Below are 26,754 nucleotides of genomic sequence, written 5' to 3' on the forward strand. Positions count from 1 at the left end.
GTGACTCATACTTCCCGCCCGACCGACGCCACACCTACCGTTGTTGCACTCAGCCTGGGTAGCAACATCAACCGCTACCGGCACCTGGGCCAGGCGCTGGATGCCCTCGCGGATGCGTTTGGCCAGTTGCGTTGCTCACCGGTTTACGAGAGCGAGTCGGTCGGTTTCGATGGCAGTAATTTCCTCAATTCGGTAGTGGTGATCAATACCACGTTCGGGCTTGAAGACATCAGTCCGATTCTGAAACAGATCGAGGACGACAACGGCCGCGACCGCAACGGACCCAAGTTCGGCCCGCGAACGCTGGACATCGATGTGCTGACCTACGGAGACCGGGTAGGCGACTACCAGGGCATAGAGCTGCCGCGCCAGGAAACGGCGCGCAACGCCTTTGTGCTCAAGCCTATGGCCGACACCCTGCCGGATACCCTGATGCCCGGGTCAGGCCTGACCTACGCCGAGCTATGGGCGCAATACCCCAAAGAGAAACAGAAACTCTGGGCGGTACCTTTCGAGTGGCGGGGCCGGGTGTTGTCTTAACACTCATTTTGCACTTTTCAGTCTCGCCGCTCATGTCTCAAAGTCGGCGCGGACCAGGGCCACTGAGTAAACTTCTAATTCACGTTGTAATCTTTGCGTCAAGATGACGTCTGGCTCAGGGCTTCCTGCACCAGCGGCCATACATTGTCCAGAATGATCGGTTGAGCGTCACTGGTTGGGTGCAGGCCATCGTCTTGCATCAAATCACGGTATTGGGCCACGCCTTCCAGCATAAAGGGCAGGTAAAGCACATCGTGCTGATCGGCCAGGGTAGCGTACTGTTCAAAAAACGGCTCGGTGTAGCGAGAACCGAAGTTGGGCGGCAAGCGTATCCCTAACAGTATGACCGTGGCGCCGGACTGCTGTGACAGTTCGATCATCTCGCTCAGATTGCGGGTGATGTGGTCGATTTGAAAGCCTCGCAGGCCATCATTGGCGCCAAGCTCCAGGATAACGACGTTCGGCTTATAGTCACTCAACAAGGCTGGCATGCGTTCCAGGCCGCCGCGAGAGGTTTCGCCGCTGATGCTGGCATTGATGACGGTGTAATCGGAATCGCCCTCGGTCAGTTGTTGCTCCATAAGCGTGACCCAGGTGGCTTCAGGCGGCATTCCGTAGCCAGCGCTCAGGCTATCACCCATAACCAGCAGTGTGTTTGCCTGCACCGTAGCGACCAGGCTGAAGCCTGCCAGGCACAGCAAACGACCTGCCCATTGACGAAAAAGAGACCCAGACAACATGAATGATACGTCCAAAATGATGATCGAGACCCGAAAGCTTAAACAGGAAGTGGCCAGTGGGGAAGGGTCGCTGGTCATCCTGAAGGGGATCGATATGGCGATTTACGCGGGCGAAAGCGTTGCCATTGTTGGTGTGTCGGGGTCCGGCAAGTCAACTTTACTGGGCATGCTGGCGGGTCTTGACCGGCCCAGCAGCGGTGAGGTATTTCTCGCAGGCACCGAAATTACTGGCCTGGACGAGGAGCAAAGAGCTTTGTTGCGAGGCGAGCAAGTGGGTTTTGTATTCCAGAACTTTCAGTTATTGCCGAGCTTGACGGCGCTTGAAAATGTCATGCTGCCGCTGGAGGTAAAAGGCGCGAAAGAACCTCAGGTTCGTGCCGCTCAATGGCTCGACCGGGTCGGTTTGGCCGGGCGGGCCACGCACTACCCGCTGCAACTGAGCGGCGGTGAGCAACAACGCGTGGCTGTGGCCCGGGCGTTTGCCAGTGAAGCCCCGATTCTGTTTGCCGATGAGCCCACGGGTAATCTCGATCGCCGTACGGGTGAAAAAGTCGCTGACCTGTTGTTTTCCCTCAATCGCGAGAGCGGCACCACTCTGGTGCTGGTTACTCACGATCCGAAACTGGCCGCTCGCTGTGACCGGCAGTTGGAAATGGAAGACGGTACCTTGCGCGAGGTGGCGCTGGCATGACAGTTTCCGTGAAATCAGAAACGCGCCAATCGGGAGCAGGCAAAGCCGGAGCGGCGCGTTCACTGGCCCTGAAACTGCTGTGGCGCGACTGGCGCAGCGGTGAGCTGAATATCCTGATTGCCGCCCTGATGGTGGCGGTCACTACGGTGACCAGCATTGGCCTGTTCTCCGACCGAATTCGCAATTCGATACAGGACGAAGCGGGATCCCTGTTGGCGGCCGATGCCCAGATTCGCAGTCGCAGTGCCATTCCGATCTCCGATGAATTGCGCCAGCAAGCCGAGTCGGCGGGGCTGGCTACGGCCGATATTGTCACCTTTCAAGCCATGGCGTTTGGCAACGACGATGCATTGCAGTTGAGCGCCGTTAAGGCGGTTTCCCCCGAGTACCCGCTGAAGGGTGAGCTGGTGATTGCCGATCAGCCCTTCGGTGAAGGACGTTCGGTTCAGGCCGGGCCCCCCGCCGGAGAAGCCTGGATCATCTCGCGGTTGTTCCTGTCGCTGGGCATTGGCATTGGCGACACCATTGGCGTTGGCGATGCCAATTTGACGGTAACCGCAGCGCTGATCACCGAGCCGGACGAAGCCGGTTCTTTTTTTGATTTTAACCCCCGGGTGATGATTAACACCGCCGATGTGGAGCAAACCGGAGCCGTGCAACTGGGCAGTCGTGCTCGCTACCGGCTTTTGCTGGGCGGCGATGTCGAACCGTTCAAAGCTCAGGTTGAGGATACGTTACGCCCGGATTACCGCTGGGCCGACGTACGCGACGCCAACGAGGGCGTGACCTCGGCTCTGGACCGGGCTGAAAGTTTCTTGCTGCTTGCGGGATCACTGGGCGTGATGCTGGCCGGGGTGGCCCTGGCGCTGGCCTCGCGGCGTTACGCCAGTCGTCAGCTAAGCCACGTTGCTTTGTTGAAAACCCTGGGGCTGACGCCCAACGCCATTGCCCGGCTGTATGCTGGCAACCTGGTGATATTGGGCGTGATTACTGTCTTTGCGGGCCTGGCGCTGGGCTGGATACTGCACTGGGCTTTTCTGGAGCTGGCCTCCGGACTGTTGCCGCGAGAACTGGAACCGGCAGGCTGGCGCCCAATCTGGATCGGGCTGCTGACCGGCATGGTCTGCCTGATGGCCTTCGCGTTCCCGCCGGTCTGGGTGTTGCGGCAGGTGCCACCGGCCAAGGTGTTGCGGTCTGAGCTGGAAGGCGGAACGCTGAGCCAGCGCATGGTCGTTGCCATCGGTGCGGTGGCGGTGGTCGGGCTGGTCTGGTTTTACAGTGGCGATGTGTTGCTGACGGCAGCATTGCTCGGCGGTGGTCTGATCGCCTTGTTCGGCGTCTCATTGATGGCGGCGGTGCTGATTCGTGTGGTGCGCCGTTATGGCAGCCGCCTGGGTACGACCTGGCGCCTGGGGTTGTCCAATCTGCAGCGCCACAGCCGACAGAATGCCTTTCAGATCATGGTGTTTTCCATTGCACTGATGCTGCTGTTCATTCTGACGTTGTTGCGGTCTTCGCTGATCGGAGAATGGCAGCAGCAGTTACCCGAAGGCGCGCCCAACCATTTTGCCTTTAACATATTCGAAGATGAACTCGATGGTTTTCAGGGCATTCTGGATGCCAATAACGTCCAGCGGGAGCCTCTCTACCCGATGATTCGGGGTCGGCTGACCGACGTTAACGATGAGGCCCTTGTTGATCGGCTGGACCGTCTGCAGCCCAGTGGCGACGATTTCAGGCGTGAGCTGAATCTTACCTGGTCCGACACCCTGGCCGATGACAATGCCGTGGTGGACGGACAATGGTGGGAGCCGGGTGACGCTCAGCGCAACCTGATTTCCGTAGAACAGGATTTCGCCGAGCAACTGGAGATCGGGCTGGGTGATGAGCTGACGTTTACTATCGGTGGCCAGCCGGTGGACGTGACCGTCAAGAGCATTCGCACCGTTCAGTGGGACAGCCTGGCGCCGAACTTTTACGTGATATTCAGTGGCCCGATTCTGGAAGGCGCCGGTGCGGCCTACATCACCAGTTTTTATCTGGATGCTGACCAGAAGCCTTTGTTGGCTGAACTGTTGCGCCAACACCCAACCGTCAGCGTGATTGAAGTCGATGCCATTATTCGGCAGATTCAGGATATTGTCGGCCAGGTGACGGTAGCGGTTGAGTTCATACTGGGGCTGGTGCTTGTGGCCGGTTTCATTGTGCTGCTGGCCAGCGTGCAGGCGACGCTTGATGTGCGTCTGGTTGAAAGCGCCATTCTGCGTACCCTGGGTGCCCGGGCGGCGCTGGTGCGTGGCGGCCTGTGGATCGAGTTCGCGTCACTCGGTGCTCTGGCCGGGTTGCTGGGTGCGCTGGGCGCTGAAGTCGCGCTGGCCTATTTCCAGACGGAAATGCTGAACCTGAGCTGGACGCCGCACCCGCTGCTGTGGGTTACCGGCCCGATTCTCGGGGGTGTGGTGATCGGCGTCATTGGTGTGGTGTCGACCCGCCGGGTGATAAAGGTTCCGCCGATGGTGGTGCTGCGCAGCGTTTAACGCCAGCAGTGCAGTGAGCGGGCCATTGAAATGGCCCGCTTTGCCCTAATAATAGCGGCCAAGGTTCGGTTGCAAGAACAGGCTTGAAAGGTCTGAACAGACTGTCGAACACTCCCCTGAACTGTAAAAGTCAGCCATTGACTTGGTAGACTGCGGTTGCACCGCAGGCCAATGGTTCGGGCTGTGATGCCTGTTTTTTTAAAATCCCTGTTATTTACCCACCCACTCAAGGAGATTTCATGAGCGTATTACTGGGTCGTAAGGCCCCTGATTTCACCGCACCGGCGGTTAAAGGCAACGGCGAAATCGTTGATAACTACAGTTTGAGCCAGTCCATCGAAGGACGTTATGCGCTGGTGTTCTTTTACCCGCTGGATTTCACCTTTGTATGCCCCTCTGAGCTGATTGCGCTGGATAAGCGTGTTGAAAAGCTCAAAGAACTGGGTGTTGAGGTGATCTCCGTGTCAATTGACTCGCATTTCACCCACAACGCCTGGCGCAACACGCCGGTCAACCAGGGCGGTATTGGTCCGGTTCGCTACACCATGGTGGGCGATATGGATCACAGCATCACCCGTGCCTATGGCGTCGAATCTGAAGGTGGCGATAGCTACTACCCACCAGGGGTGGCATTCCGTGCGTCTTTCGTCATCGACAAAAAAGGCGTCGTTCGTGCGCAGCACATGAACGATGAGCCGATTGGCCGCAACATCGATGAATTGGTCCGGGTCGTGGAAGCACTGCAGTTCTTCGAAGAGAACGGCCACGTTTGCCCGGCTGGCTGGCAGAAAGGCGATGAAGGCATGGTTAACACGCCAGATGGCGTTGCTGATTACCTGGGTAACAACTCCGGCAAGCTCTGATCTGTTGAGTTACTCCGGAACCCGGCTTAGGCCGGGTTTTTTATGGATTGAGTTTGGCGCTGTATGACCCACAGGCACCGGGCATTACCATTCGGGGATGTCTGAGGCATAGATGCCGAAGTCAAGCGTACAGGGATGTATTCACAGCGACCCGGAATGGTAATGCCCGGTGCCTGTGGCTTCTGGCGAGGAATTGATTTCACAAAAGGCTGTAAAGCCTCCCAATATGATTTTGAAAATGGTCCAGAAACAGCTGCGTTTTCAATGGTAGCTGGCGGCTGCGGTAGACCACGGTCAGTTGCTGGGCAACCGGTTTTCCTTCCAGGGTGACTTCCAACAGCGCGCCACGCCGGACGGCGGGTTCAGCCTGATAGCGGGCCAGGCGGGCGATGCCCAGGCCGCGCACGGCGGCTTGTAATTGCATGTCCGGGCTGTTTAGGACGAGTCTGCCTGATATGGGTTGAACCGTGAGGGTTTGGCCGGTCCGGAATGCCCATTGGGTTTCGCCGGTTTGCAGAATGCAGCGGCACTGCCCGAGTTCCGCCAGGGTGGCCGGAGTTTTGTCGGCGCAGTGGCTGGCGATATAGAGCCCCTGGGGAATGCTCATCAGTGACCGGGCAATCCAGTCGCTGTCGGGCAGAGGGGCATCGTGCAAAATGAATTGCAGATCGTGCTCTGGCGATGGCAACGGGTATTGGCCGCTGTATTGAGTGCACCGGAGGCTGATGTCCGGGTAGCGTTGCAGGAATTCGCTGATCAGTTCACCCATCTGAGTCGTGAACAGTTCCTGTGGCATCTGGATCGACAGGGTACCCTTGGGTTGTCGCTGATAGGCCAGCACCGAAGACTGAATGTCGGACAGTTCGTCGAGAAAAGGCGCCGCATTGTCGTAAAGGCTCTGGCCGGCTTCAGTCAGGTCCATGCGTCGTGTCGAGCGTTCCAGCAGGGTTACGCCCAGTGTCTCTTCAAATTGGCGCAGTTGGCGACTCAGAGTGGATTTGGGCATGCCCCGCCGGGCCGCCGCTGCGGTAATACTGCCCGCATTAACGGTATCAACAAACAGTGACAGGCCATTCAATTCCATGCGGAGTACCTTCCTCTTCAGGTAAAGATTGTTCCAAATATGGCATAAAGATGCTCAAAAATACTGTCTAGTATCGAAATGCAAAGTATCTATTATAGAGGCATCAAAGTCATTGACCTGAAGAGGTACAGAATATGTCAAACGTGAAATTGCTGGATGCGGAACAGTTTACTGCGACGGTCGAAGGCGGCCAGGGCCTGACTCTGGTCGATTTTTACGCCGACTGGTGTGGCCCCTGCAAGATGATTGCGCCCGTGCTCGAAGACCTGGCCAGTGAATACGAAGGCAAGGTTAACGTGGTGAAGCTCGATGCCGATGCACACCCGGACGTGTTGTCCAAATACGGCGTTCGCGGCCTGCCGACGCTGATGATGTTCGAAAACGGCAAGCCGGTTGGCACTCGTGTTGGCGCTCAGCCTGCCAGTGCACTGAAATCTTTTATCGGCGAGCATTCTGCCTGAATCTGGTTGCTTTGCCTCCCGCGAACGGGAGGCGACTCTCCGGCGTCGGGCGAATAGTCGCCCACTCTACCTTCGAGGAGAGACGGCACAGCAGCCTTTATTGTGTAGACCTCTCCCGATAGTTACCCTCAGCACCCGATTTTCGGCGGGCAGCCAACGGCGAGACTCGACTTTTTTATTCAATACTCTCCTTTTAACCGGGCTTGCCCGGTTTTTTTCATTGGATCTCCGCTAAGCTGTTGATTCGTTCCCCTAGGTCAAAGAACACCGCAAAGCGTTGCATTGGGTTGGCAAGTTGACTCGTAAGTCGCTAAGTTTCAAACATGTGTTTAACGATTAGACTGGCTGGACTGGTCAGCGAAGGGCAACTTTTCCATTGATTGGGAGATCAATATGAACCATCTGTTGATTCTGGCGTTGGCGGTAGTCGTCAAGCTGGTTATTTTACGTCGTGAGATGGGCGCACTGGCCCTGGTGGTCGGTTTCGCCGTCGTGGGTGTTATCGGTTTCTGGTGGCAAAGCCCCTGGCTGGGCGGACTGTTGATTCTGGCGGCTGCCGGCACCGCCGTCGGTGGTTTGCCGGCGCTGCGCAGCAGCTGGCTGACCCCCAAGCTGTTTTCTATTTTCAAACAAGTGGCGCCCAAGGTATCCGCTACGGAACGGGTCGCTCTGGAAGCCGGTACCGTTGGCTGGGACGGCGAATTGTTCTCCGGCCGGCCTGACTGGCGCGTGCTGATGGACAAGCGCAACGATGGCCTGAGCGAAGAAGAACAGGCCTTTGTTGATAACCAGTGTGGTGTTGTGTCGGGCATGTGCAACGCCTGGGACATTGCCCATGAGCGTGCTGACTTGCCGGCCGATGCCTGGAACTACCTGAAAAAAGAAGGCTTTTTCGGGATGATCATTCCGAAAGAATACGGCGGGCTCGGCTTTTCGGCCAAGGCACAGTCGGCGGTGTTGCAGAAACTGTCGGTGAATGAATCCCTGATGGTTGTCGTCGGCGTTCCCAATTCGCTCGGCCCGGGCGAATTGCTGCTCAAATACGGCACCCAGGAACAGAAAGACCATTACCTGCCACGCCTGGCCGATGGCCGTGAAATTCCCTGTTTTGGCCTGACTGGCCCGCGTGCCGGCTCTGACGCGACCTCGATTCCCGATACCGGCATTGTCTGTAAAGGCATGCATGAGGGCAAAGAAGTTCTGGGTGTGCGCCTGAATTTTGAAAAACGCTGGATCACCCTGGCCCCTATTGCCACCGTGGTTGGCCTGGCGTTCCGGATGTTTGATCCGGAGAAATTGCTGGGTGATACCGAAGATATAGGCATCACCTGCGCGCTGATTCCGCGCGACACTGAAGGCATGGAGATTGGTCGTCGTCACGCGCCTATCGGTAGCCCCTTTATGAACGGCCCGATCGTCGGCAAAGACGTGTTCATTCCCATGGACTGGCTGATTGGTGGTACCGATATGGCCGGGGAGGGCTGGCGTATGCTGGTCGAGTGCCTCTCGGTCGGTCGTTGCATCACATTGCCATCCGGTGCCAGTGGTTCAGGCCGTTACATGGTGGGTCTGGCGGGTGGCTTTACGCGCATTCGGCGTCAGTTCAATGTGCCGGTTGCGGATATGGAAGGTGTGCAGGTGCCGCTCGCCCGCATCGCATCAATGGCCTACATTGCACGTGCGACAGTGCGGCACACCGCCAATATGATCGACAATGGCGAGAAGCCTGCGGTGCCCTCGGCTATTCTGAAAAGCCAGCTGACCGAGTTTCAGCGCCAGATGGTGACCGACGCCATGGATGTACACGGCGGAAAAACCGTCACCCTGGGACCGCGCAACTATCTCGGTATTGGATACTCTTCAACGGCAGTGGCAATCACGGTTGAGGGGGCGAACATCATGACCCGCAGCCTGATGATCTTTGGCCAGGGCGCCATTCGCTGCCACCCCTGGGTTCTTCAGGAGCTGGAAGCAAAAGACAACGACGACATTCGTGGCTTCGACAAGGCCATATTTGGTCATATCGGCATGGCGGCGGGTAACGTGGCCCGGTCACTGACCGCGGCCCTGGGCATTCCGACCGGTGAAACGCCGTTCTATGGCGACGCTGGCCGTTATGCACGGGCGGTGAATCGCTTCAGTGCCTCGTTCAGTTTGTTGGCCGATGTGGCCATGGGCACACTCGGCGGTGGTCTTAAGCAGCGTGAAATGCTGTCGGCCCGGCTCGGGGATGTGTTGTCGAACCTGTACATGACCTCAATGGTGCTCAAAGAATGGCATGAAGGCACCAAAGTCGCCGGAGAAGAAGCGCTGATGCGGTACAGCTGTGAGTTCATGTTGCATCGCGCTGAATTGGCCATCGATGAGATTCTCGATAATCTGCCAAACCGTCCGGTTGCGATCGCGGTGCGTCCGGTGGTGTTGCCGCTCGGCAAGCGCTGGCCCATGCCGTCGGATACGTTGGTAGCGCGGATTGCACGGGATGTGTCAACTGATTCGCCATTGCGCAGCCATCTGATTGAAGACACCTGGCAAACGCAGGAAGACGGTCAGCAAGAGAACCCTCTGGCCCGTTACAATGCGTTGCTCAAAGACAACGATCGCGCGACAGCCTTGTACAAGGTCGTTAACAAAGCCTATGCCAAAGGCGACTTGCCGATGACGGCGCTGCACCCCGAACAGCGCTTTGAGGAGGCTCACAAAGCTGAACTGATCAACGAGGACGACTTCAAGTTCATGGTGGCCTATGAAGCTGATGTTCTGGACATGCTGACCGTCGATGATTTCGCGTTCGATGAGCTGGCACGCAACAAGAGCAAGATTGTCTGGCACAACGGCCGACCCAAAGCCAAGCGTAAGCCGGCGGCGAAGAAAACTGAGGCTGCTACGGGCGAGTAAAAGGAGGGTTCAGGCCGGGTTAATTGCCCGGCCTGAACAATGCCCAGGCTAGCGCCATGAGCCAGGCATTCGCTAAAGAGTAGCTAAACGTTATCCAAGGAACGTCAGGTGCGTCTACTGAAGGTCGTTAGATCGCATGGATGCGATCTTCGAGCCCCCATGGATGGGTTTACGGCGTACCTTCAGTAGATGTACCTGACGGTCCGACCAGCACCAATGCATATGTTGATAACGCTGAATTTTCGCCTGCGAATTCCTGGCTCATGGTGCTAGCCGATCTTCCACTGCCCCTATCTTGTCATCAAAGGTCTGGTCTTTGTCGGTACGGGTACCGACCTTGATGGTGGATGACAGGCGGGTTACGCCGCCTTCATGGAGCTCGGCATGGCAGGCTTTGATGGCGGCGAAGACATCATCCCAGTGGCCGTAGAGGTTGGTGCCATAGGCGTGCATGCGAGTTTCTATCGGAAAACGCTGTAAAATACGCTGGCAACCGGCGATTTCATCAGCGACCGAAACGCCCTCACCGATGGGGATGACGCACAGGTCGGCCATGCATTTCATGAGCCCTGCTCCTGTCTGTCCATGAACTCCTGCTGGGTTTCAAATTCCCCGACCTCTGGCACCAGAGGCCAGCCGCCGAGTTGTTTCCAGCGGTTGACCATATCGCAAAACAGGTCGGCGGTTTTACGCGTATCGTACTCGGCACTGTGCGCTTCGCGGTCGTTGAATTCGATGCCGGCCGCTTCACAGGCTTTTTTGAGCACCGTCTGGCCATAGACCAGACCAGCCAGGGCTGAAGTGTCGAAGGTTGAGAAGGGGTGGAACGGGTTGCGTTTTATGTCGGCGCGCTCAACAGCGGCCATCAGAAACGAATGGTCAAAGGTCGCGTTGTGACCGACCAGAATGGCCCGTTTGCAGTCTTCATCCTTGACGCCGTGGCGGACCATTTTGAAAATGCTCTTCAGAGCATCGGCTTCATCAATGGCCTCGCGCAACGGGTTGTGCGGGTCAATCCCGGTGAATTCGAGCGCCGCTTTTTCCATATTGGCGCCTTCGAATGGCTTTACATTGAAAAACACAGTTTTATCCGGTGACAGCCAGCCTTCTGAGTTCATTTTCAGAGTGACGGCGGCAATTTCAAGCAGAGCATCGGTGCGGGCATTGAAGCCCGCGGTTTCAACATCGATGACAACCGGGTAATAACCACGAAAACGCTGCGACAACAGCCAGTGAGCTTCGGGGTGCGACACGCGCGCTCCAGACCAGGAATTTGACGATCATCTTAATGAACTGGTCAGTTATGGCAAGGCGTTTGCTGTGGTTTTATAAATAGGGCGCAAATAGGCCTTTTCTGGGCTTATTATTAGCCGATAACCGGCAAAACACGGGAGACACACTGATGACCGTTCGGCAACGATTCGCCCGGGCACCCCGGGCAGCGGCCATTTCTGGCCGCGATTGCCTGATCGCCCTGGTACTTGGGTGTTGCCTGCCAACGGCCTGGGCGGCGAATTACGGCACCGGCCTGTCCGATACCACCTGGCAGCTGGATGCTAACCAGTATTACTGCAAGTTTTATCAACCGATTCCCCAGTATGGGCTGGCTGTCTTCTTTCACCAGGCCGGAGAGGAGCTTGAGTTCTATTTACAGGCTACCCGCAACCAAATGGCACTGGGGCAGGCAGCATTGACCATAGAAGCGCCTGACTGGCGCTCAAGTGCCCTGACCAATGAACTCGGCTATGTTCAGGTGCGGAATCTGGATATCCCGCTGCGGGTTGAGCCAGACCGGGCCCGGCGCATTATGGGCGAACTGGCCAATGGCATGGCACCAACGTTCACCCGCCAGGCTCGCTATGGCTCAGAACCAATCAGGGTGCAAGTCTCCCCGGTCGAGTTCAAGAGTTACTATAACGACTATCTGGCCTGCTCGGCCGGGCTCTTGCCCGTTAATTTTGGTCAGGTTGAGCGCAGCGTGGTGAATTACCCGAGCGGTGGCGAACTGATCGACCGTGCGGCGCAGTCTGTACTCGATGACCTGGTTGCCTACGTTGAGGCCGATGAGCGCATATTGGCCCTGGAAGTGGTTGGCCACAGCGATAACGTGGGCACCCGGTACGATAACCGTCGGCTCTCCGAGCGCAGAGCCAACCGGGTGACGGACTATCTGGTCGAGCAGGGTGTCGACCCGTCGATCATTCTGACTGACTATCAGGGTGACCGGTATCCCATTGCCGATAACAACACCGTGGCAGGTCGCTCCGCCAACCGGCGAACCACCATTCTGGTGGTCCGGGATTCAGGCGATGCAAACGACCCGCTGAACGGCCTGCCGGACTTCGACGCCCGATGATGCATTCTTTGCGACGAGACAATCGAAGAACCGCCGGTTATGAACCGACGGTTGTATTAACGGACGATCATCTGGTGTATTGCCGACCCAGCGGCGCGCGCACTGAGCTCGATTTGGCAGACCTGACCCGGGTAACCGTATTTGCTGTTGGCAGTGGCCAGTGTTTCTGGCACATCGAGGGAAAGGGCTGCAGCGAGGCTATTGTTCCGCTCGACGTGCCCGGTGAATCACTGATTCGCCAGTACCTGAGCCAGTGGCGCGGTTTTGACTATGATGGGCTGGTTAGGTTTGTCAGTGCTGAAAAGCCGCACGGGCAGACGCAGGTGTGGCCGCTGCCCAATTATTAGGATCTCGGCTCAGGGCTCTACTTCTCGCCAATAGATTATCCTGTCGTGTCCACGATATACGCCGAACGTCACAGTGGCTTCGGGAGTGCTCAGGGTGTTATCACCATTGAAATCATCTTGTAGCCATATCGGAACATTCATTGTCAGTCGAGCTGAACCGGTATTGCCTGCGCCAGGCGCCTGTAGCACGAGTTCAGACCCGGGTTTTACTTCGCCCGTCAGTAAGGTGTCTGTGACCGGCAGCAGAGACGTTATGCCCGTTGACAGGCTGGCGTTAGAATCGCTGTATACCCAGCAACTTTCAGCTTCGTTCAACGTCATTGTTGTGCCGTCATAGTATTCTGCGCGCATCGGCACGACAAGATCCCGGGTCTCGGGCCCATAGCTGTTTTCCAGTCTGATTCGGCCATAACGCAGTTCAAAATTTGCCGTCGGGGTAAGTACTGCCGGCAAAGCACTGGCGCTCACTGCATCACCATCGGTCAGCGCTGCCAGGCTAACGCTGACCTGAGGCATAAAGGGGCCTACCCGACTGTTCGTTGTCTTGATGTAAGTGAGAGTGTCAGACGAGGAAAACCGGTAGCGCTGAACACCGGGCGTAACACCATCCAACTGGCCTGTATTGAGCGTCAGTGTTAATGGGAATGGCAGCCCCTGATCATCCAGAGCATTGTTGTCACTTGTTGGCGCCACCCGGTTCAAGCTTGAGGCCAATAGTTTGTTAAAGCCACCCAACGTATAGTTTTGGGTCAGAGTGCCTTCTGCGTTAACAGCGCTAATCTGCAGTTCAGGAGGGGTCAGCCAGCCGAGCGCCTGGCCGGAGTAGGCCATGGGTGATGTCAGGTCGCAGCTTGGATTAAAGGCACCCGGAGATTGCACCAGATCAAAATCGGCCGGGATCATTCTGGCAGTAAGGGCGCTGAGTGTGGTGCCAAGATCAATGCCGAAGTAGGTCGGTGGCGTCAGCGTAAAATCGAAAACACCGACTTCGCTGAGCCGTTGTGTTAATTGATTTTGCCCGTCGACAGAGGCCGAGTGGTTGTAGCTGGCTAGCGTGGCGGTGCCTGTTTCACCACTGGCAGGAGCCCGGAGCGTGGGTGAAAGAATAAGACCGTTCTGTACGAAATTGGGCGTCGGTTCGTTGTCGCTAAAATCGGTATCACCGTCACTTTGCCAGGCTGTGGCAGTCACGGTTATGCCAAAGTCAGTGCCAGCCACATTAGTATTGTTACAGCTGCTGTCGGCAGTATTGCAACCGTTTTCCGGTGTAACAACAAACCCTGCAGGGTAACTGACGAATATATCGTTGCCAGGCATAACAAGGCCGTCGTCATCGCTGGCAATGCTGCCGAGATAGCGGGCATTCAGTTGCATGAGGCCAGCATCGGCATAATGAACATCGATTAGTGCTTCGCCATTGCTGTCGAAGGCGAGCGTCAGGCTGGTCGCATTGGCTTCGTCCTGCCCTACATCTTGGCTGTTGACAGACAAAGGCCAACTGACCGGCCTGCCAATGCTGCCCGGGTCAACGTAGTTGGACCAGAATTGAACCTCCCGGCTCACATCAGAAAAGGCTGGAGTGCATTGCAGTGTCTCAGTATCGGTATCCACTGCCGCGACCCGAATACCTTCACTGGATTTATTGGCCAGTTGATCCGGTAAGGTAAATGCCAGACCACTGTTGAAGAATTGCAGGTTACAGAGACTGGCATTTGGTCCGCTTCCTGCGGAGATACATTCGGTTTCTGTGAACGGCCGGGTGGTCGGTGTTGAGCTGGCAACACCCAGGGTAATGGTTCCTGCGTTCGTGCTCTGAAACGGAACCGTGGTTAAACCTCCTGAAAAAGTAATCGAATTACCGCCGACCCAGCCAGCAGGCGTCAGGTTTGCGGTAACCTCGTCGTTATAGAGTGAATTGCAATCAGCGTCGAGACAGGCGCGTATTATAATCTCTTCAGGCTGGCAGGTAATGCCACTGCCACTGTGAATCAGTTCGAAATGGTCGAGTTGGTCGCCAATTGGATTTAACTGATCGGCACAGATCTCGAAACTGCCAAACTCGTGTACGTTGTTTGAGCCACCGGTCGATCCGGTCAGTGACAGCAGAAAATTGTCCGGTACAGAAGCCTGGTTGGTGTCGCTTAGTACATCGTAAGGTCCTATGAGCGTCGTATAGCTGTTGCCGGTACCGGTGGTGTCTCGCTCTATAGAAATGGTTGCTGTTCCCAGCGCACGTGAATCGACGATAACGCGATATTTATGTGGGTCGGTAGAAGTGGTGGAATCGATTCCTGGAGACAGAACACCGGTGCCTGTCAGGTATCGATAACCCTCAGTGCCGGAGCCGGATCCACGTATGGTTACAGAATTCAACGTGCGACCTGGGCCGCCAATTCGGCCCTCTGTTGGGTTGGCGAAATTACCATACTCGTCAAGCCCAATGCCCAGCCAGCCACCGGCAAACCCCGGATCACCATTGTTGCGTTGTGCGTAACCCAATGAGCCGCCGAAACTTCCAGGTTGCGGGGTGAGAGCAGCATCGGACAAAACGATCGCCAAACCATCGGCGCCGTTTCCTCCGTAGGCATAGTAGTCAAATTCAAGAATGACGAGGTTGTCAGCTGCTGGAATCAGGCGTTGTAGTGTAGCTGCGGTTGACTGATTGCTCTGAGCTTGTGTCATGCGTAGCCGGTTAGATCCGGAGACGTTTACAATGCCCGGTGTAAAACTGCCAGTTGCAACGCTCGTTACCCAATCGTCACCGAGCGTCCCACTGTCGAAATCGTCACTGAAGCATGTCTGGACAGCTGCGCAGGGCTTTCGATAGTTATAGACAGTATCAATCTCGGTTGCTGTTAAAACCCGGTTGAACAGTCGTACTTCATCTACATTTCCGTTGATACCATAAGTTCCATTTTCCGCGGAACCAAAGATCAATCCACCGGTCACCGTGTTCAGAGGTGGTCCGCCGCCAACGTTTTCTGTTTCGGCTAACGCGTTGTTGATGTGCAGCTGTAGAGTCCGTGAATCACCATTGTAGGTTGCGGTAAGGTGCTGCCAGTCACCGTTGAACAGGGTGCCGTTGTTTAGTTCTACGGACCGCGTTGCTCCGTTTGTGAGTCGCACTTCTAGAAACAAACGATTGCCTAACCGATATACTTCAAACCGGCCATCGTCTGACAGTGTAGAACCCCCGTAGGCCGCGAGTGTTTGAAAGGAACCCGTCTGTTCGGTACTTTGCAATGTAAACCAGAAAGACAGAGAGAAGGATTGTTCGTTGTTGATCAATGGCGAATTGGGAGTTTCAACCCGGCTTCCACTACTGAATTCACCATACTCACAGGTACCTGGGTCACCACTCAGGGCAGGATCGGCGTTGCTCGTGTTTGCACCAGACTGGGCGGTCCCGTGCAGATCATTACCGGAGCTGTCCAGCACTTCACCGGTTGAGCCGAACCACGCGGTTTGGTCCAACTCCCAAAAGCCAACCATACCGGGCGGCACGGCGATTGCGGGACAATCTCTCAGGGTGCCATCCAGATTTCTTTGTTCGAGCTGACGCTGGTACAGTTTCGCGACCTGATTGTCGTTCAGTACGTCATCAAAAATGACCACTTCGTCCAGGTCCGCCTGAAGAAAGTTGGCTCCTGACCCATTGGAATAGAGAACTCGGCCGATATCGTTAAAACTGCTCCCGACAATACCGGTAAGCGCGCTGCGTGTGCCGTTCCTGTCCAGCGTGCCATCAATGAATATTTGAAATGAGCCGTCTAAAGCATCACGCGTCAGAACGACGTGTCGGAAAACACCGTCATTGATCGCCGTATTGGATTTGGTTGCATTGAAATCGTCGCCTTTAGTGAGGCCAATACGACCACTGGCGTCAATCCAACCCCAGAAAATGTCATCTGCCCCCCCGCTTTGTTCGACCCCGGCAACAGCCGGAGCTTGCCAGCCAGTGTTGTTTCCCGTGGCCGTAGTGCGAATCCAGAAGCTCAGCGACGATGTTCCCTGCAATACCGACAGATCGGGCGTGCCGATGAAGTCTGTACTGCCGTTGAACTGGCCAGCATTACAAATCTGACCGGGATCGACAGTTTGACTCGACCCGAAAGGTGTCCCATGGCGGTTATTACCGCTACTGTCCAGAACTTCTCCAGAGATTCCCGACCAATCCTGTTCATCAAATCGATACTCGGCAAAAGACGATGGGATTGCACCAGTGCAGTAATTCTCATAGTTGCCGCCGCTGGCAGTGCAGTCACCATCTACCCCGGAATTATTACCGATTTGTATGTTTCCGCTGGCTTCCAGGCTCCCCACTATATCGGCGTTGTTGCCAAAATTGATGTTTCCACCTGCCGAAATATTGGCGTTGAACGTGGCGTTGTTACCGACCGATAGGCTACCGCCGATCTGGATATCCAGGGGAAAGTTGTTGGACAGGTTAATAGCCGCGTTGTTGCCAATGGACAGGCTGCCACCAATGGTCAATGTGACTGCTTCGGTCAAAACGATTTCGTCGAAATTATTGTTCGATAAAGTGATAGAGCCCGCACAGTCAATATTGCCACCGCTGACTGTGCAAGAGGAAAATAATCCGGTGTCTCCATCTTCGGGGAAGGTGTAGGTTTCCGCCAGACCATATCCTACGGACAGCAAGCTTAGCAATATCAGCGTTTTGCTAATGAACTGAAACGCTCTGTTAAACGCCGTCATTGTGCTCGCACCTCTACGAAACGGCGCCCCTGGTCCAGTCCGGATCCGCAGGTGCCTTCGCTAGTCAAGGTAAAGTAGGTCGTAGATCCCAGGTTGTCTTCGCTGCAGGAAACGCGAGCGCTGCAGCCATTCAAACCGGGGATTGTGAAGGTGTGCTCATAGATTGGTGCGGAACAGCTGGCACCACCACTGCCATCCAGAGGAAACAGCAATGCCAGAGCTGCCTGTGAACCGGATTCGGCGGCATAAAATGCGCGCGTGGATTGCAAATCCTGTATTTCCATTTCGGCAGTGCCCTGCTGTAACTGGGTAATAGTAACCACAATCAACGCAAGCACGGTAATAATGAAGATCGCCAGTGGTAGGCCTGCGCCGCGTTGTCTGGATGCGCGTGGCTTAAGTTTAGGGAACATTGCGTAATTGTACCTCCTGCGCCACATAGATGCGTTCAGCGGATTGGTCGGATTGTACGGCAAATTCGAAGGTAACCAGCCCATTGCGCTGAAGGCTGGGTGGCACGACATTGAACAACAATGAATTGGGTTGCAGTGGCGCGCCTATGACTTCCCGACCGTCCGTAAAGGTGTCAGGCAAGGCGGCACCCACCGTTGTCTGGAAGCCATAGTCACTGTACCGGTAGACAAAACGACCTTCCTGGCAAAAGGTAACCGGTGTATTCACCACGAACACACGACGAATCGGCGAGTCGGTGATGAACTGGTGGTTGCCCGAGTCGAACGAAAGAATCACAGTACCCGATCCAGTCGGCAAGGTTACTGTCATGGGGGAGAGCACACCGGGTGTTGTCGGGCTGTAAAGTTCATCGGTGGTAGCCGCATACGGATAAATAACCGCATGCCCCGCACTGTCAGCGCCATCTGATAGCGCTAACACGGGAAAGCTTGGGCGCGCCGACCGGATTGGCGCGTTGCGGTAAACCGTGCTGGCTAGTATTGGCAGGTATTCCAGGCATCGACTGTCGGCGCTCAGACGAACACTTCCCGGCAGGGCAGTGCGCATGTCCCTGCTGATCTGTTCCGATATTACACCGGCGGCCATTGCCAGTCGCTGACGATTGGCGGTATCCAGCGCGCCCTGGGCCGAATAGCGAATAAAACTGATTGGAATCACCGAGATAATGCCCAATAGCACGATCACAATGATGAGCTCAGTCAGCGTAAAGCCGCTTTGTCTGGCAAGGCGGCCCATTAAAAATTGCTCCGGTAGGCGCTGAAGACGGCAGTTTGATTGGTTGGACTGCTGATGCTGACATCAATGCGCTTTGCCTGGCCAATATCACCGTCTCCTAGCTCGGCACTGGTATCAACACAGCTAACGCTAATGCTTACCGTGTATCCTTCATAGCCTTCACTGATAGCCCCGGAAGCCAGTTCAGGCGGGCTGAATACCAGGCCATCGTATTGATCTACACTGCGAAAGGTGTCCCGGTCGTCTTCATCGCCACCAATGACGCGGCAAGAACCCATGTAGGGGGGTGCTCCGCCTTCGGGTGTTGCCTGGTCGAAGGGTTGCCCCAAAATTTCATCCAGATAGGCTTGGGCCAGTGCAATAGCTCTGCTCTGAAATAACGTATCCGAACTGCGCCCAACCACATTGGAAAAGGCGACGATTGTGCCCGCCAGCGCAATAGCGATAATGACAACCGTGATGATCAGTTCAATCAGGGTGACTCCTCGCTGCGCAGTGAACGATCGCGTCATGGCTCGCAACTCCCTGTGTAGGCGAAGCCGGTAGAGCCCAGGCAAGCAAGATGACTGCTACCATTGCCACTGAAGTTCAAGTCTCTGTTGTTACCAACGCGCCCGCGCCGATCGAACGTAAAAACCTGAGTGGACGCAGCGGCACTGCCATCAATGGTCAGTTGAGCATTCTTGCGATCTGCAGTTCGGGTGTCGAAGGTGGTGGCGCTCTGACTGATTAGATAACGCCATTCAGTGGAATCCTGCTCTAAAGTCAGAGTAACGGCATTGGCTGCGTCTGTATTGGCCAGAGCGCGTTTTTGAGCCAGTAGGGCTGAGGCAATAAATTGGTCGCGGGCTAAGAGAGTGGCGTAACCGCCTGAGTTTGCGAATAGGCTTATGCCGATAGCGCTTAGGATGCCGAGGATCACAAGGACGATTATTAACTCTGTAAGTGTGAACCCTTGTTGATGGCGGGGATTGGGCATTAAGGTCCCCTTCGGTTCGCTATTCAGGCTTTTGGATTCGTCAGCGTCATATGGAGGTTTGCCTGTCTCCTGCTATTCCCTTAAAGATAGCGTTGAACTAATCGCCTTTTTAAAATTGACTCAGCTTCGCTAAAAACTACGTCCAATCAAATGAGAAAGCAGGAGGCAGAAAATCGTCCAAATCAGTGTTTACTAGCAGCCTGTGGTCACTTTATTCTCGACCTGACCGTTACCAGGATTGTACTCGAACTCGCAATCCGTTAGCAGGCTTATAGTAGCATTGTCAGCATCAACATCAGTTCCGGCGGTAAACGTATAGTTGTCGGAAAGCTGGCTTGCGGCAACGATTCCATCAGCATCTGAAGTGGGGTATCCGGTGGTAGACATGGTAATAGTGACGCCACCATCAACGTCAACGTCAGTGTTACCGTTAATTAACCATGAGGCTCTTGTGATAGCAGCTGAAGATCTTACCGAGCCTTCTGCGCCTTCTAGGCTGGAAATCCTAGCATCACCGCTTAAGTCAACGAATCTGGGTAGAGCAAACGCCGCCAGTATACCCAAAATCACGATCACCATGATCAATTCAATCAGCGTAAAACCTTTTTGATGTTTCATAGTCAAATTCCCAAAGTTAAAAAGTGTGCCTGTCTGGTATTAAGCGAGAACCGTGCCAATTAGTAAATTCCAGACATCAACCCGGCTATAATCACCATTTCTGAAACCTAAAAATGAGACTTGGCTCTCAATTACGACGAGTTTATGCGCTTTTTCTGGCGTTGCAAAGCTTTAGTCGTTGTTTCTTCTCTGTCTGTGACAATGTTTTGACGTTTGGGTGTTGTTGACCGGAAAAATGGATTGTAGGGGTTCAAATGTGACGTCTGTCGTCAGGGGGGGTAAAGACGCAAAACAAGAAAAGACGTGAACCAGGAAGTGACGCGGGACAAGGACAGGCGCAGAACAGGAACAGACGCTAAACACGAACCGACGCCTAGCCTTCTTCCAGGTTTAGCGTCTTTCAGTGTTCCACGTTATTAACTGTTTTGCGTCCCTTTATGTACTGCGTCTTTCAATGTCCCACGTCTTTCAAAAACTCCATGTCAGTCATTAGCCTTCCTGAACCGTTCAATCAACCGTGCGGTAGAGCTGTCGTAGCCTTCAATGTTGCCGGATTCCAGTGCATCAAACACGCTGTTACCCAGCACCTTACCCAGCTCGACACCCCACTGGTCAAAGCTGTTCACGCCCCAGATAACGCCTTGCACGTAAACTTTGTGTTCATAGAGCGCGATCAGAGCGCCAACAACCTGTGGCGTCACTTGTTCGAACACCAGGCTGTTGCAAGGGCGGTTACCCGGTACCACTTTGTGCGGCATCAGTTCGGCAATGGCGGCGGCATCGAGGCCTTTGGCTTTAAGCTCGGCGGTGACTTCCGCTTCGGTTTTGCCTTCCAGTAGCGCCTGTTGCTGGCCCAGGTAGTTGGCGAACAGCCATTGATGATGATCAGCAACCGGGTTGTGGCTTTTCAGTGGCATCAGGAAGTCGGTGGGGATCAGGCGGGTGCCCTGATGCAGCAGTTGGTGATAGGCATGCTGACCGTTGGTGCCGGTACCACCCCAGATGACGGGCCCGGTGGCCCAACCGACGGGTCGGCCATCCTGAGTCACGGCTTTGCCGTTTGACTCCATATCGACCTGCTGCAAATGCGCGGGCAGATCTTTCAGGCTTTCGTCGTAACTGAGTACCGCATGGGATTCCGCGCCCATGAAGTTGTGATACCAGACCCCGAGCATACCCAGGATAACCGGCACGTTGTGCTCAAGGCCGGTGGTGCGAAAGTGTTCGTCCATGTCATGGGCGCCACTGAGCATCTGTTCGAAGGTAGTGAACCCGAGCACGATGGCCTGAGCCAGGCCAATGGCTGACCACAGCGAATAGCGCCCGCCGACCCAGTCCCACATCGGGAACAGGTTGGCTTCATCGATGCCAAATTCAGTCGCGGCTTTGATGTTGGTCGATACAGCGACAAAGTGATGTTTGACTTGCTCGGGCTTGCCACCTTGCTGGAAAAACCAGTCACGCGCGGCTTCGGCGTTTTTCAGGGTTTCCAGGGTATTAAAGCTTTTTGAGGCGACCACGAAGAGTGTGGTTTCCGGGTCGAGATCCCGACACACGCTGGTAACGTCGGTGCCGTCGATATTGGCGATGTATTTGAGGTCATAACCGTCCTGCCAATAGGGCTTCAGCGCGTCGGAGACGACTTTCGGCCCAAGATAGGAGCCGCCAATGCCAATATTCACGATGGTGCGTAACTTTTTACCGGTATGGCCAGCGAAGGCGCCGCTGTGAACCGATTCGGCAAAGGCTTTCATTTTGGCCAGAGTGGCGTTGACGGTCTCGTTGATGTCTTCGCCGTCTACCTTGATCGGGCGTTGGCTGCGATTGCGCAGTGCCGTGTGCAAGGCGGGCCGGTTTTCGCTGCGGTTGATGATGTCGCCATTGAACATGGCCTCGATCGCTTCCGGGAGCTTGGCCAGGCGTGCCAGCGCCATGAGCTGGTTCATGGTTTCATCGGTGACGCGGTTCTTGGAATAGTCGAGCTCAATGCCCGCGGCCTGCTCAGTCATACGAGGACCGCGTTGCGGGTCTTTAGCAAAAAGATCGCGCATGTGTACATCGGCGATGGCTGCTTGGTGTGCTTCGAGCTTTTTCCAGGTTGAAAGCTGGGTAGGATCGTAGGCCATGGGTCTATTCCCGATTGTTCTTGTGAATGAAAAGGGTGAATGAATAGAAGGTTAGTTGGGGTTGGCGAACTAATGCCAACCCATATTTTAAGGTTATCTTGTAATTTAATTACAAAATGGAGGCAAAAACCACCGATTGGTGAAATTTTCATACAATAAGGGACGTAGAACAAACAAAGGGACGTGGGACATGGAGTGACGCAGAACATTGAAAGACGCGACACACCAAAAGACGCAGAACAGTAAGAGACGCACAAGCCGGGGCTTTGCAGGTGGTTGAAACGTCTTTTCCTGTCCTGCGTCTACTATTGTTTCGCGTCTTTTGGTGTTCTGCGTCCGTTCATGTCCTACGTCACTTAATGTGTTGCGTTGTTTAAGCTAACTGGACGGGCAGGGCGTTGCTGGTGTGGCTGACGGTGTTGTCGTCGTTCATGTAGAGCATGCGGGGTTTGAACGTCTCCAGTTCGGCTTCTGCGAAGTTGGCGTAGGCGCAAATGATGACGGTGTCACCGACACTGGCTTTGTGGGCGGCGGCCCCGTTGACTGAGATCATGCCACTGTCGTCTTCACCGCGAATGGCGTAGGTGGTGAAGCGCTCGCCGTTGGTGACGTTGTAGATCTGAATTTGTTCAAATTCACGAATGCCTGCCATATCGAGCAGGTCGCCGCCAATGGCGCAGGAGCCTTCGTAGTTCAGTACCGCATGAGTAACCTTGGCCTTGTGTAATTTGGCCTTGAGCATGATTAATTCCATTGCGCACCTCGTAATGAACCCCGGACAGCGTTGGGCGTGATCCGGAAGCAGGGTTTTATCGGAAATGGTGAGCGGGCGTCAGTCGCCTATCGATCTACCTGAACGTTATCAATCAGTCGTGCTTTGCCGAGGAAAGCCGCTGCTAAAATGACCAGTTCATGATCGTCTTCAGTGGCGGGTTCCAGGTCGATGCGGCGGCTTATATTGAAGTAATCTGGCGTGAAACCAGCATTGTGCAGGGCTTCCTTGGCGGTCCGGGTCACTTTGGCGAGGTCATACTCGCCCTGCTCGATGGCCGCTTTTGCTGCGCATAAAATGCGGTACAGCGCCGGTGCCTGTTCACGCTCGGTCGCCGTCAGGTAATTATTCCGCGAACTGTGCGCCAGGCCATCATCGGCTCGGCCGGTATCAACACCGATCATTGTGATCGGCAGAAATAGGTTATTGACCATGGTTTTCAGCACGGTAAATTGCTGGAAATCCTTTAGGCCAAAGACCGCGCAGTCCGGTTGTACCTGATTGAAAAACTTCAGAACGATGGTCGCAACGCCAACAAAGTGCCCCGGACGGCTGGCGCCGCAGTGCAGGGTGGTGATTTTGTCGACACTGACCCGGGTCAGGTCCGGCTCCGGATACATGACGGCTCGGGTCGGGGTGTACAGCAGATGGCACCCCTCGGCGATCAGTTTATTGGTGTCTACTTCCAGCGTGCGCGGGTAACCGGAAAGGTCTTCGTTTTCGCCAAACTGAGTCGGGTTGATAAAGATCGACGCGACCACGATGTCGGCGTTCTCCCGGGCGTTTTTAATCAGCCTCATGTGGCCTTCGTGCAGGTTGCCCATGGTGGGCACCAGCGCCACACGTTTTCCGTCTGCGCGCAGGTCGGCCAGGGCAATACGAAGGTCGTCGAGCGTTGCAACGATTTTCATAACAGAGTCACTCAGGGTCGGTTGTGTAGCCGGTGTCGGATTCAGTTTTGGGCGATGTATCAGTCAAACCCATGCTCAGGGCCGGGAAAGGCGCCGGATTTCACGTCTTCCCGATAGCGGGTAACTGCCTCTGCCAGAGTATTGGGTTCCGCCATGTAGTTTTTCACGAATTTGGGCAGCCGATGCTGGGTGAACCCGAGCATGTCGTAACTGACCAGTACCTGAGCGTCGGTCACGTTACCGGCACCGATACCGATTACCGGAACGGGCACGGCCTCGGTTATGGCGCGAGCCAGGTCCGTCGGGACACACTCCAGCAACACAAAGTCGGCACCGGCTTCTACCAGGGCAATGGCATCGTTGATCATGGTCTGGGCGGCGGCTTCATCGCGCCCCTGAACCTTGTAGCCACCAAACTTGTTCACAGACTGGGGCGTCAGGCCCAGGTGTACGCAGGTCGGAATGCCAGCGCGGCTGAGTGACACAATGTGGTCTGTGAGCCAGGCACCCCCTTCCAGTTTGACCATGTGAGCTCCGGCCTGCATCAGTTGCCCGGCACCGGCCTGGCACTGGTCTACGCTCGAATAGCTGTTAAACGGCAGGTCAGCGATGATCAGCGCGCCCTGATTGCCCCGGGCAACCGCGGCGGTGTGGTACACCATGTGATCCATCGTGACAGGCAGGGTCGAGTTTTGGCCCTGAATCACCATGCCCAGCGAATCGCCGACCAACAGGGTTTCGACACCCAGAGTAGAGAACATCTGCGCAAAAGACGCGTCATAGGCGGTCAGCATGCTGAATTTCTGGCCGTCGGCGACGAGCTGTTTCAGGGTTGCTACCGTGTGATTCTTCACCATCGGGGCTCTCTCGATAGGTTAGGTGGGGGCGAATGGTTGCTATTTGAGGGGGCTAAGTCAAGCCGGGGGAGGGGGTTCCCGGATAATGGCACTGTTCAGTGGTTTTGCCAGGGTGCTTTTTGCACTATTCAGGGCATTGGAAGGGTATTGTTGAATGGTGGTTGGTAATGGCGCTACCGGCGGCTTATCGACTGATTTTCGGTCTGCTTCAGCCAGTGGGAGATTGTCTCGCCATGCAGCGTCAGATCAGGGGCAATGTCCATGAGCGGCCGAACGACAAAGGCTCTTTCGTGTGCCCTTGGGTGTGGCAGTGTTAATTCGGGGGCGGTTGACGTGACGCCTTCGTACCAGACGATATCCAGGTCCAGGGTGCGAGGTCCCCATCGGACCTGACGTTCCCGGCCAAAGTGATGCTCTATGCGATGCAGTGCTTGCAGCAGCGGCTGTGGTTCTAGCCCGGTAGCGATTTCACAGACGGCGTTTAGAAAGTCCGGCTGATTGGCCGGCCCCCCGATGGCCGCACTGCGATACCAGGGCGATACCTTCTGCACCTGGGTTTCTGCCAATGCATCGAGCTCTGTCAGTGCGCCGTTAAGCGCCTCGGCGCTGACCCCCTGGTTGCTGCCCAGCGCAATATAAGCCCGATACCGATGAGTGGTCGCTGACATTACTGGAACCCGGAAGTGGTGGTCAGGAAGTCGGCTCGCCGCGATTTTGCGGTGGACGACGTCGACGGCGCCGGCGCGGCCGATCACTGGCGGCTTCGCTGGCCATATCACGGCGAATGTCCGGGTTTTCCGTTTGGTAATCGGTCCACCACTGGCCCAGGTTGCCGGTTTTCTCGCCGGCACTTTCACGCAGCAACAGAAAGTCGTAGGCGGCCCGAAAGCGCGGGTGGCTGGCGACTTGCTCGGCACGCTTTGGCGTGCGCTTGGGTAATCGCAGTTGCAGCTCCCAGATCTCCTTCATCGGGATCGAAAACCGCTTGGGAATGGCGATGGAGGAAATTTGATGAGCCACGATTTTACCCATGGCCTGTAGCCACGCAGGCTGTTCAGGCGTGCCCATGTTGATGCTGTGCTCAGCTTCTTCACGGACGGGTGGCCAAAGCAGTGCTGCATACAAAAAGGCCGGGGTGACCGGCTTGCCCCGATTGATGCGATCGTCGGTATTGACCAATGCTTGCTCTATGAAGGCGTCGTAGTAGCCGTCAGTCGAGGCTTTCAAGGCGGCATGAGTGGCCGGTAGCAACGGTTCAACCAGGTTGTATTCGCGCATCAGACGCCAGGTTGCCAGGCCCTGACCAGACATCAGCATTTTAATGACTTCGTCGAACAGTCGCGCTGCAGCGACATTGCTCAGCAACGGTGCCAGTTCCGGAATCAGGTCGCCCGTACGCGGTTCGATGCTGAAGCCGAGTTTGGCGGCAAACCGCACCGCACGCATCATCCGCACCGGGTCTTCCCGGTACCGGGTTTCCGGATCACCGATTATCCGCAACACCTTGTTTTCCAGGTCGTCCATGCCCGAGCCATAGGCTTTCAGGGTGAAGTCTTTGGGGGTGTAGTAGAGGGCATTGACGGTGAAGTCGCGTCGTTCGGCGTCTTCTTCAAGTGAGCCGTAGACGTTGTCGCGCAGCAGCAGGCCTTCGTCAGACTGTTTCTGCAGGTGGTTGTCGTTATTGTCGTCTGTGCGGCCGCGGAACGTTGTGACTTCGATGATTTCACGGCCAAAGGTGACGTGAACGATGCGGAAACGGCGACCGATCAACCGTGAGTTGCTGAACAGTTTGCGTACCTGCTCGGGCGTGGCATCGGTGGCGACGTCGAAATCCTTGGGTTTCAGGCCGAGTTGCAAGTCGCGGACACAGCCGCCGACCAGGTAACCTTCGTATCCGGCGTTTTGCAGGCGATACAGCACTTTTAAGGCGGTATGGTTGATGTCTTTCCGGGATACGCGGTGTTCGTCCCTCGGGATTGTACTCAACTCGATGCTGTTCGATTTTTGCGGTAACCAGCGTTTGATCCAGTCCACTACCATGGTTTG

At 55.6% G+C, this 26,754-nt stretch carries 24 protein-coding genes and 1 pseudogene; 9 read left to right on the forward strand and 16 right to left on the reverse strand.

The features are described 5' to 3' along the window. The gene (gene folK, locus G565_RS0100885; RefSeq protein ID WP_051207063.1) at positions 1-540 is read left to right on the forward strand and encodes a 2-amino-4-hydroxy-6-hydroxymethyldihydropteridine diphosphokinase; all 540 of its coding nucleotides are present in this window, start codon (positions 1-3) and stop codon (positions 538-540) included. Between the two features lie 98 nt (positions 541-638). Here folK (G565_RS0100885) and G565_RS0100890 read toward each other — a convergent pair whose 3' ends face one another. Next, complete coding sequence (locus tag G565_RS0100890) at positions 639-1,280, reverse strand: arylesterase (RefSeq protein WP_028669288.1); 642 nt, start codon at positions 1,278-1,280, stop codon at positions 639-641. Between G565_RS0100890 and G565_RS0100895 the strand changes: the two genes are divergently transcribed. The 3 genes from G565_RS0100895 (at position 1,279) to G565_RS0100905 (ending at position 5,371) form a co-directional block, all read left to right on the forward strand. Then, positions 1,279-1,971, forward strand: coding sequence for an ABC transporter ATP-binding protein (locus tag G565_RS0100895; protein WP_211227105.1), 693 nt, complete (start codon positions 1,279-1,281; stop codon positions 1,969-1,971). The two genes, G565_RS0100890 and G565_RS0100895, sit on opposite strands and share 2 nt — an antisense overlap. Continuing rightward, entirely contained in the window at positions 1,968-4,508 is a 2,541-nt protein-coding gene (locus tag G565_RS0100900) for an ABC transporter permease (protein WP_051207065.1), read from the forward strand. Before G565_RS0100895 ends, G565_RS0100900 begins: the two co-directional genes overlap by 4 nt. A 239-nt stretch (positions 4,509-4,747) precedes the next feature. After that, positions 4,748-5,371, forward strand: coding sequence for a peroxiredoxin (locus G565_RS0100905; RefSeq protein WP_028669291.1), 624 nt, complete (start codon positions 4,748-4,750; stop codon positions 5,369-5,371). A gap of 199 nt (positions 5,372-5,570) precedes the next feature. Here the strand turns inward: G565_RS0100905 and G565_RS0100910 are convergent, their stop codons facing one another. After that, the gene (locus G565_RS0100910; protein WP_037336930.1) at positions 5,571-6,455 is read right to left on the reverse strand and encodes a LysR family transcriptional regulator; all 885 of its coding nucleotides are present in this window, start codon (positions 6,453-6,455) and stop codon (positions 5,571-5,573) included. A 134-nt stretch (positions 6,456-6,589) separates the two neighbouring features. On the opposite strand from G565_RS0100910, the gene trxA reads away from it, so the two are divergent. Next, on the forward strand, positions 6,590-6,916 hold the full coding sequence (gene trxA, locus G565_RS0100915; protein WP_028669293.1) for a thioredoxin: 327 nt from the start codon (positions 6,590-6,592) through the stop codon (positions 6,914-6,916). A 393-nt stretch (positions 6,917-7,309) separates the two neighbouring features. Beyond that, positions 7,310-9,814, forward strand: a complete 2,505-nt coding sequence (locus tag G565_RS0100920) for an acyl-CoA dehydrogenase (protein WP_028669294.1) — start codon at positions 7,310-7,312, stop codon at positions 9,812-9,814. A 261-nt stretch (positions 9,815-10,075) separates the two neighbouring features. Here the strand turns inward: G565_RS0100920 and G565_RS0100925 are convergent, their stop codons facing one another. Both G565_RS0100925 and rnt read right to left on the reverse strand, forming a co-directional pair. Beyond that, complete coding sequence (locus G565_RS0100925; RefSeq protein WP_028669295.1) at positions 10,076-10,378, reverse strand: MTH1187 family thiamine-binding protein; 303 nt, start codon at positions 10,376-10,378, stop codon at positions 10,076-10,078. After that, complete coding sequence (gene rnt, locus G565_RS0100930) at positions 10,375-11,067, reverse strand: ribonuclease T (protein ID WP_051207067.1); 693 nt, start codon at positions 11,065-11,067, stop codon at positions 10,375-10,377. The genes G565_RS0100925 and rnt overlap by 4 nt, the downstream gene beginning before the upstream one ends. 149 nt (positions 11,068-11,216) lie before the next feature. Between rnt and G565_RS22410 the strand changes: the two genes are divergently transcribed. Together G565_RS22410 and G565_RS0100940 are read left to right on the forward strand one after the other, a co-directional pair. Further along, the gene (locus G565_RS22410) at positions 11,217-12,170 is read left to right on the forward strand and encodes a flagellar protein MotY (protein WP_157599967.1); all 954 of its coding nucleotides are present in this window, start codon (positions 11,217-11,219) and stop codon (positions 12,168-12,170) included. After that, a complete protein-coding gene (locus G565_RS0100940) occupies positions 12,167-12,517 on the forward strand; it encodes a hypothetical protein (protein ID WP_028669297.1) in 351 nt (116 codons plus the stop codon). Before G565_RS22410 ends, G565_RS0100940 begins: the two co-directional genes overlap by 4 nt. Positions 12,518-12,526: 9 nt before the next feature. On the opposite strand, the gene G565_RS25650 is transcribed toward G565_RS0100940, so the two are convergent. From G565_RS25650 to G565_RS0100960, 4 genes are read right to left on the reverse strand one after another with little or no spacing between them, the layout of a single operon-like run. Beyond that, positions 12,527-17,236 carry a DUF6701 domain-containing protein gene (locus G565_RS25650; protein ID WP_051207069.1) on the reverse strand — a complete coding sequence of 1,570 codons (4,710 nt, stop codon included), beginning with the start codon at positions 17,234-17,236 and terminating at the stop codon, positions 12,527-12,529. Beyond that, a complete protein-coding gene (locus tag G565_RS0100950; protein WP_028669298.1) occupies positions 17,233-17,649 on the reverse strand; it encodes a hypothetical protein in 417 nt (138 codons plus the stop codon). The genes G565_RS25650 and G565_RS0100950 overlap by 4 nt, the downstream gene beginning before the upstream one ends. After that, positions 17,639-18,445 (reverse strand): prepilin-type N-terminal cleavage/methylation domain-containing protein, encoded by an 807-nt coding sequence (locus G565_RS0100955; RefSeq protein ID WP_037336933.1) that lies wholly within the window; start codon positions 18,443-18,445, stop codon positions 17,639-17,641. Before G565_RS0100955 ends, G565_RS0100950 begins: the two co-directional genes overlap by 11 nt. Beyond that, positions 18,445-18,957 carry a type IV pilus modification PilV family protein gene (locus G565_RS0100960; protein WP_028669300.1) on the reverse strand — a complete coding sequence of 171 codons (513 nt, stop codon included), beginning with the start codon at positions 18,955-18,957 and terminating at the stop codon, positions 18,445-18,447. The genes G565_RS0100955 and G565_RS0100960 overlap by 1 nt, the downstream gene beginning before the upstream one ends. 50 nt (positions 18,958-19,007) lie before the next feature. Here G565_RS0100960 and G565_RS27385 point away from each other — a divergent pair, with 50 nt between their 5' ends. Then, positions 19,008-19,178, forward strand: a complete 171-nt coding sequence (locus G565_RS27385; RefSeq protein ID WP_245584096.1) for a hypothetical protein — start codon at positions 19,008-19,010, stop codon at positions 19,176-19,178. A gap of 165 nt (positions 19,179-19,343) precedes the next feature. Here G565_RS27385 and G565_RS27690 read toward each other — a convergent pair. From G565_RS27690 to pcnB, 8 genes and pseudogenes are all read right to left on the reverse strand, one after another. After that, a pseudogene (locus G565_RS27690) lies at positions 19,344-19,424 on the reverse strand (type IV pilin protein); the annotation flags it as partial. A gap of 192 nt (positions 19,425-19,616) precedes the next feature. After that, complete coding sequence (locus G565_RS27560; RefSeq protein WP_051207073.1) at positions 19,617-20,042, reverse strand: prepilin-type N-terminal cleavage/methylation domain-containing protein; 426 nt, start codon at positions 20,040-20,042, stop codon at positions 19,617-19,619. 482 nt (positions 20,043-20,524) lie between these two features. Beyond that, a complete protein-coding gene (gene pgi, locus G565_RS0100975) occupies positions 20,525-22,168 on the reverse strand; it encodes a glucose-6-phosphate isomerase (RefSeq protein WP_028669301.1) in 1,644 nt (547 codons plus the stop codon). 373 nt (positions 22,169-22,541) lie between these two features. Next, on the reverse strand, positions 22,542-22,922 hold the full coding sequence (gene panD, locus G565_RS0100980) for an aspartate 1-decarboxylase (protein ID WP_028669302.1): 381 nt from the start codon (positions 22,920-22,922) through the stop codon (positions 22,542-22,544). 86 nt (positions 22,923-23,008) lie between these two features. Next, positions 23,009-23,851, reverse strand: coding sequence for a pantoate--beta-alanine ligase (gene panC / locus G565_RS0100985; RefSeq protein ID WP_028669303.1), 843 nt, complete (start codon positions 23,849-23,851; stop codon positions 23,009-23,011). A gap of 59 nt (positions 23,852-23,910) precedes the next feature. Then, positions 23,911-24,708 (reverse strand): 3-methyl-2-oxobutanoate hydroxymethyltransferase, encoded by a 798-nt coding sequence (gene panB / locus G565_RS0100990; RefSeq protein ID WP_037336937.1) that lies wholly within the window; start codon positions 24,706-24,708, stop codon positions 23,911-23,913. Between the two features lie 173 nt (positions 24,709-24,881). Beyond that, a complete protein-coding gene (gene folK, locus G565_RS0100995) occupies positions 24,882-25,376 on the reverse strand; it encodes a 2-amino-4-hydroxy-6-hydroxymethyldihydropteridine diphosphokinase (RefSeq protein ID WP_028669305.1) in 495 nt (164 codons plus the stop codon). Positions 25,377-25,398: 22 nt separating this feature from the next. Next, entirely contained in the window at positions 25,399-26,748 is a 1,350-nt protein-coding gene (gene pcnB / locus G565_RS0101000) for a polynucleotide adenylyltransferase PcnB (protein WP_037337097.1), read from the reverse strand. Positions 26,749-26,754: the final 6 nt, after the last annotated feature.

The organism is Saccharospirillum impatiens DSM 12546, from assembly GCF_000423605.1.
Lineage (GTDB): Bacteria > Pseudomonadota > Gammaproteobacteria > Pseudomonadales > Natronospirillaceae > Saccharospirillum > Saccharospirillum impatiens.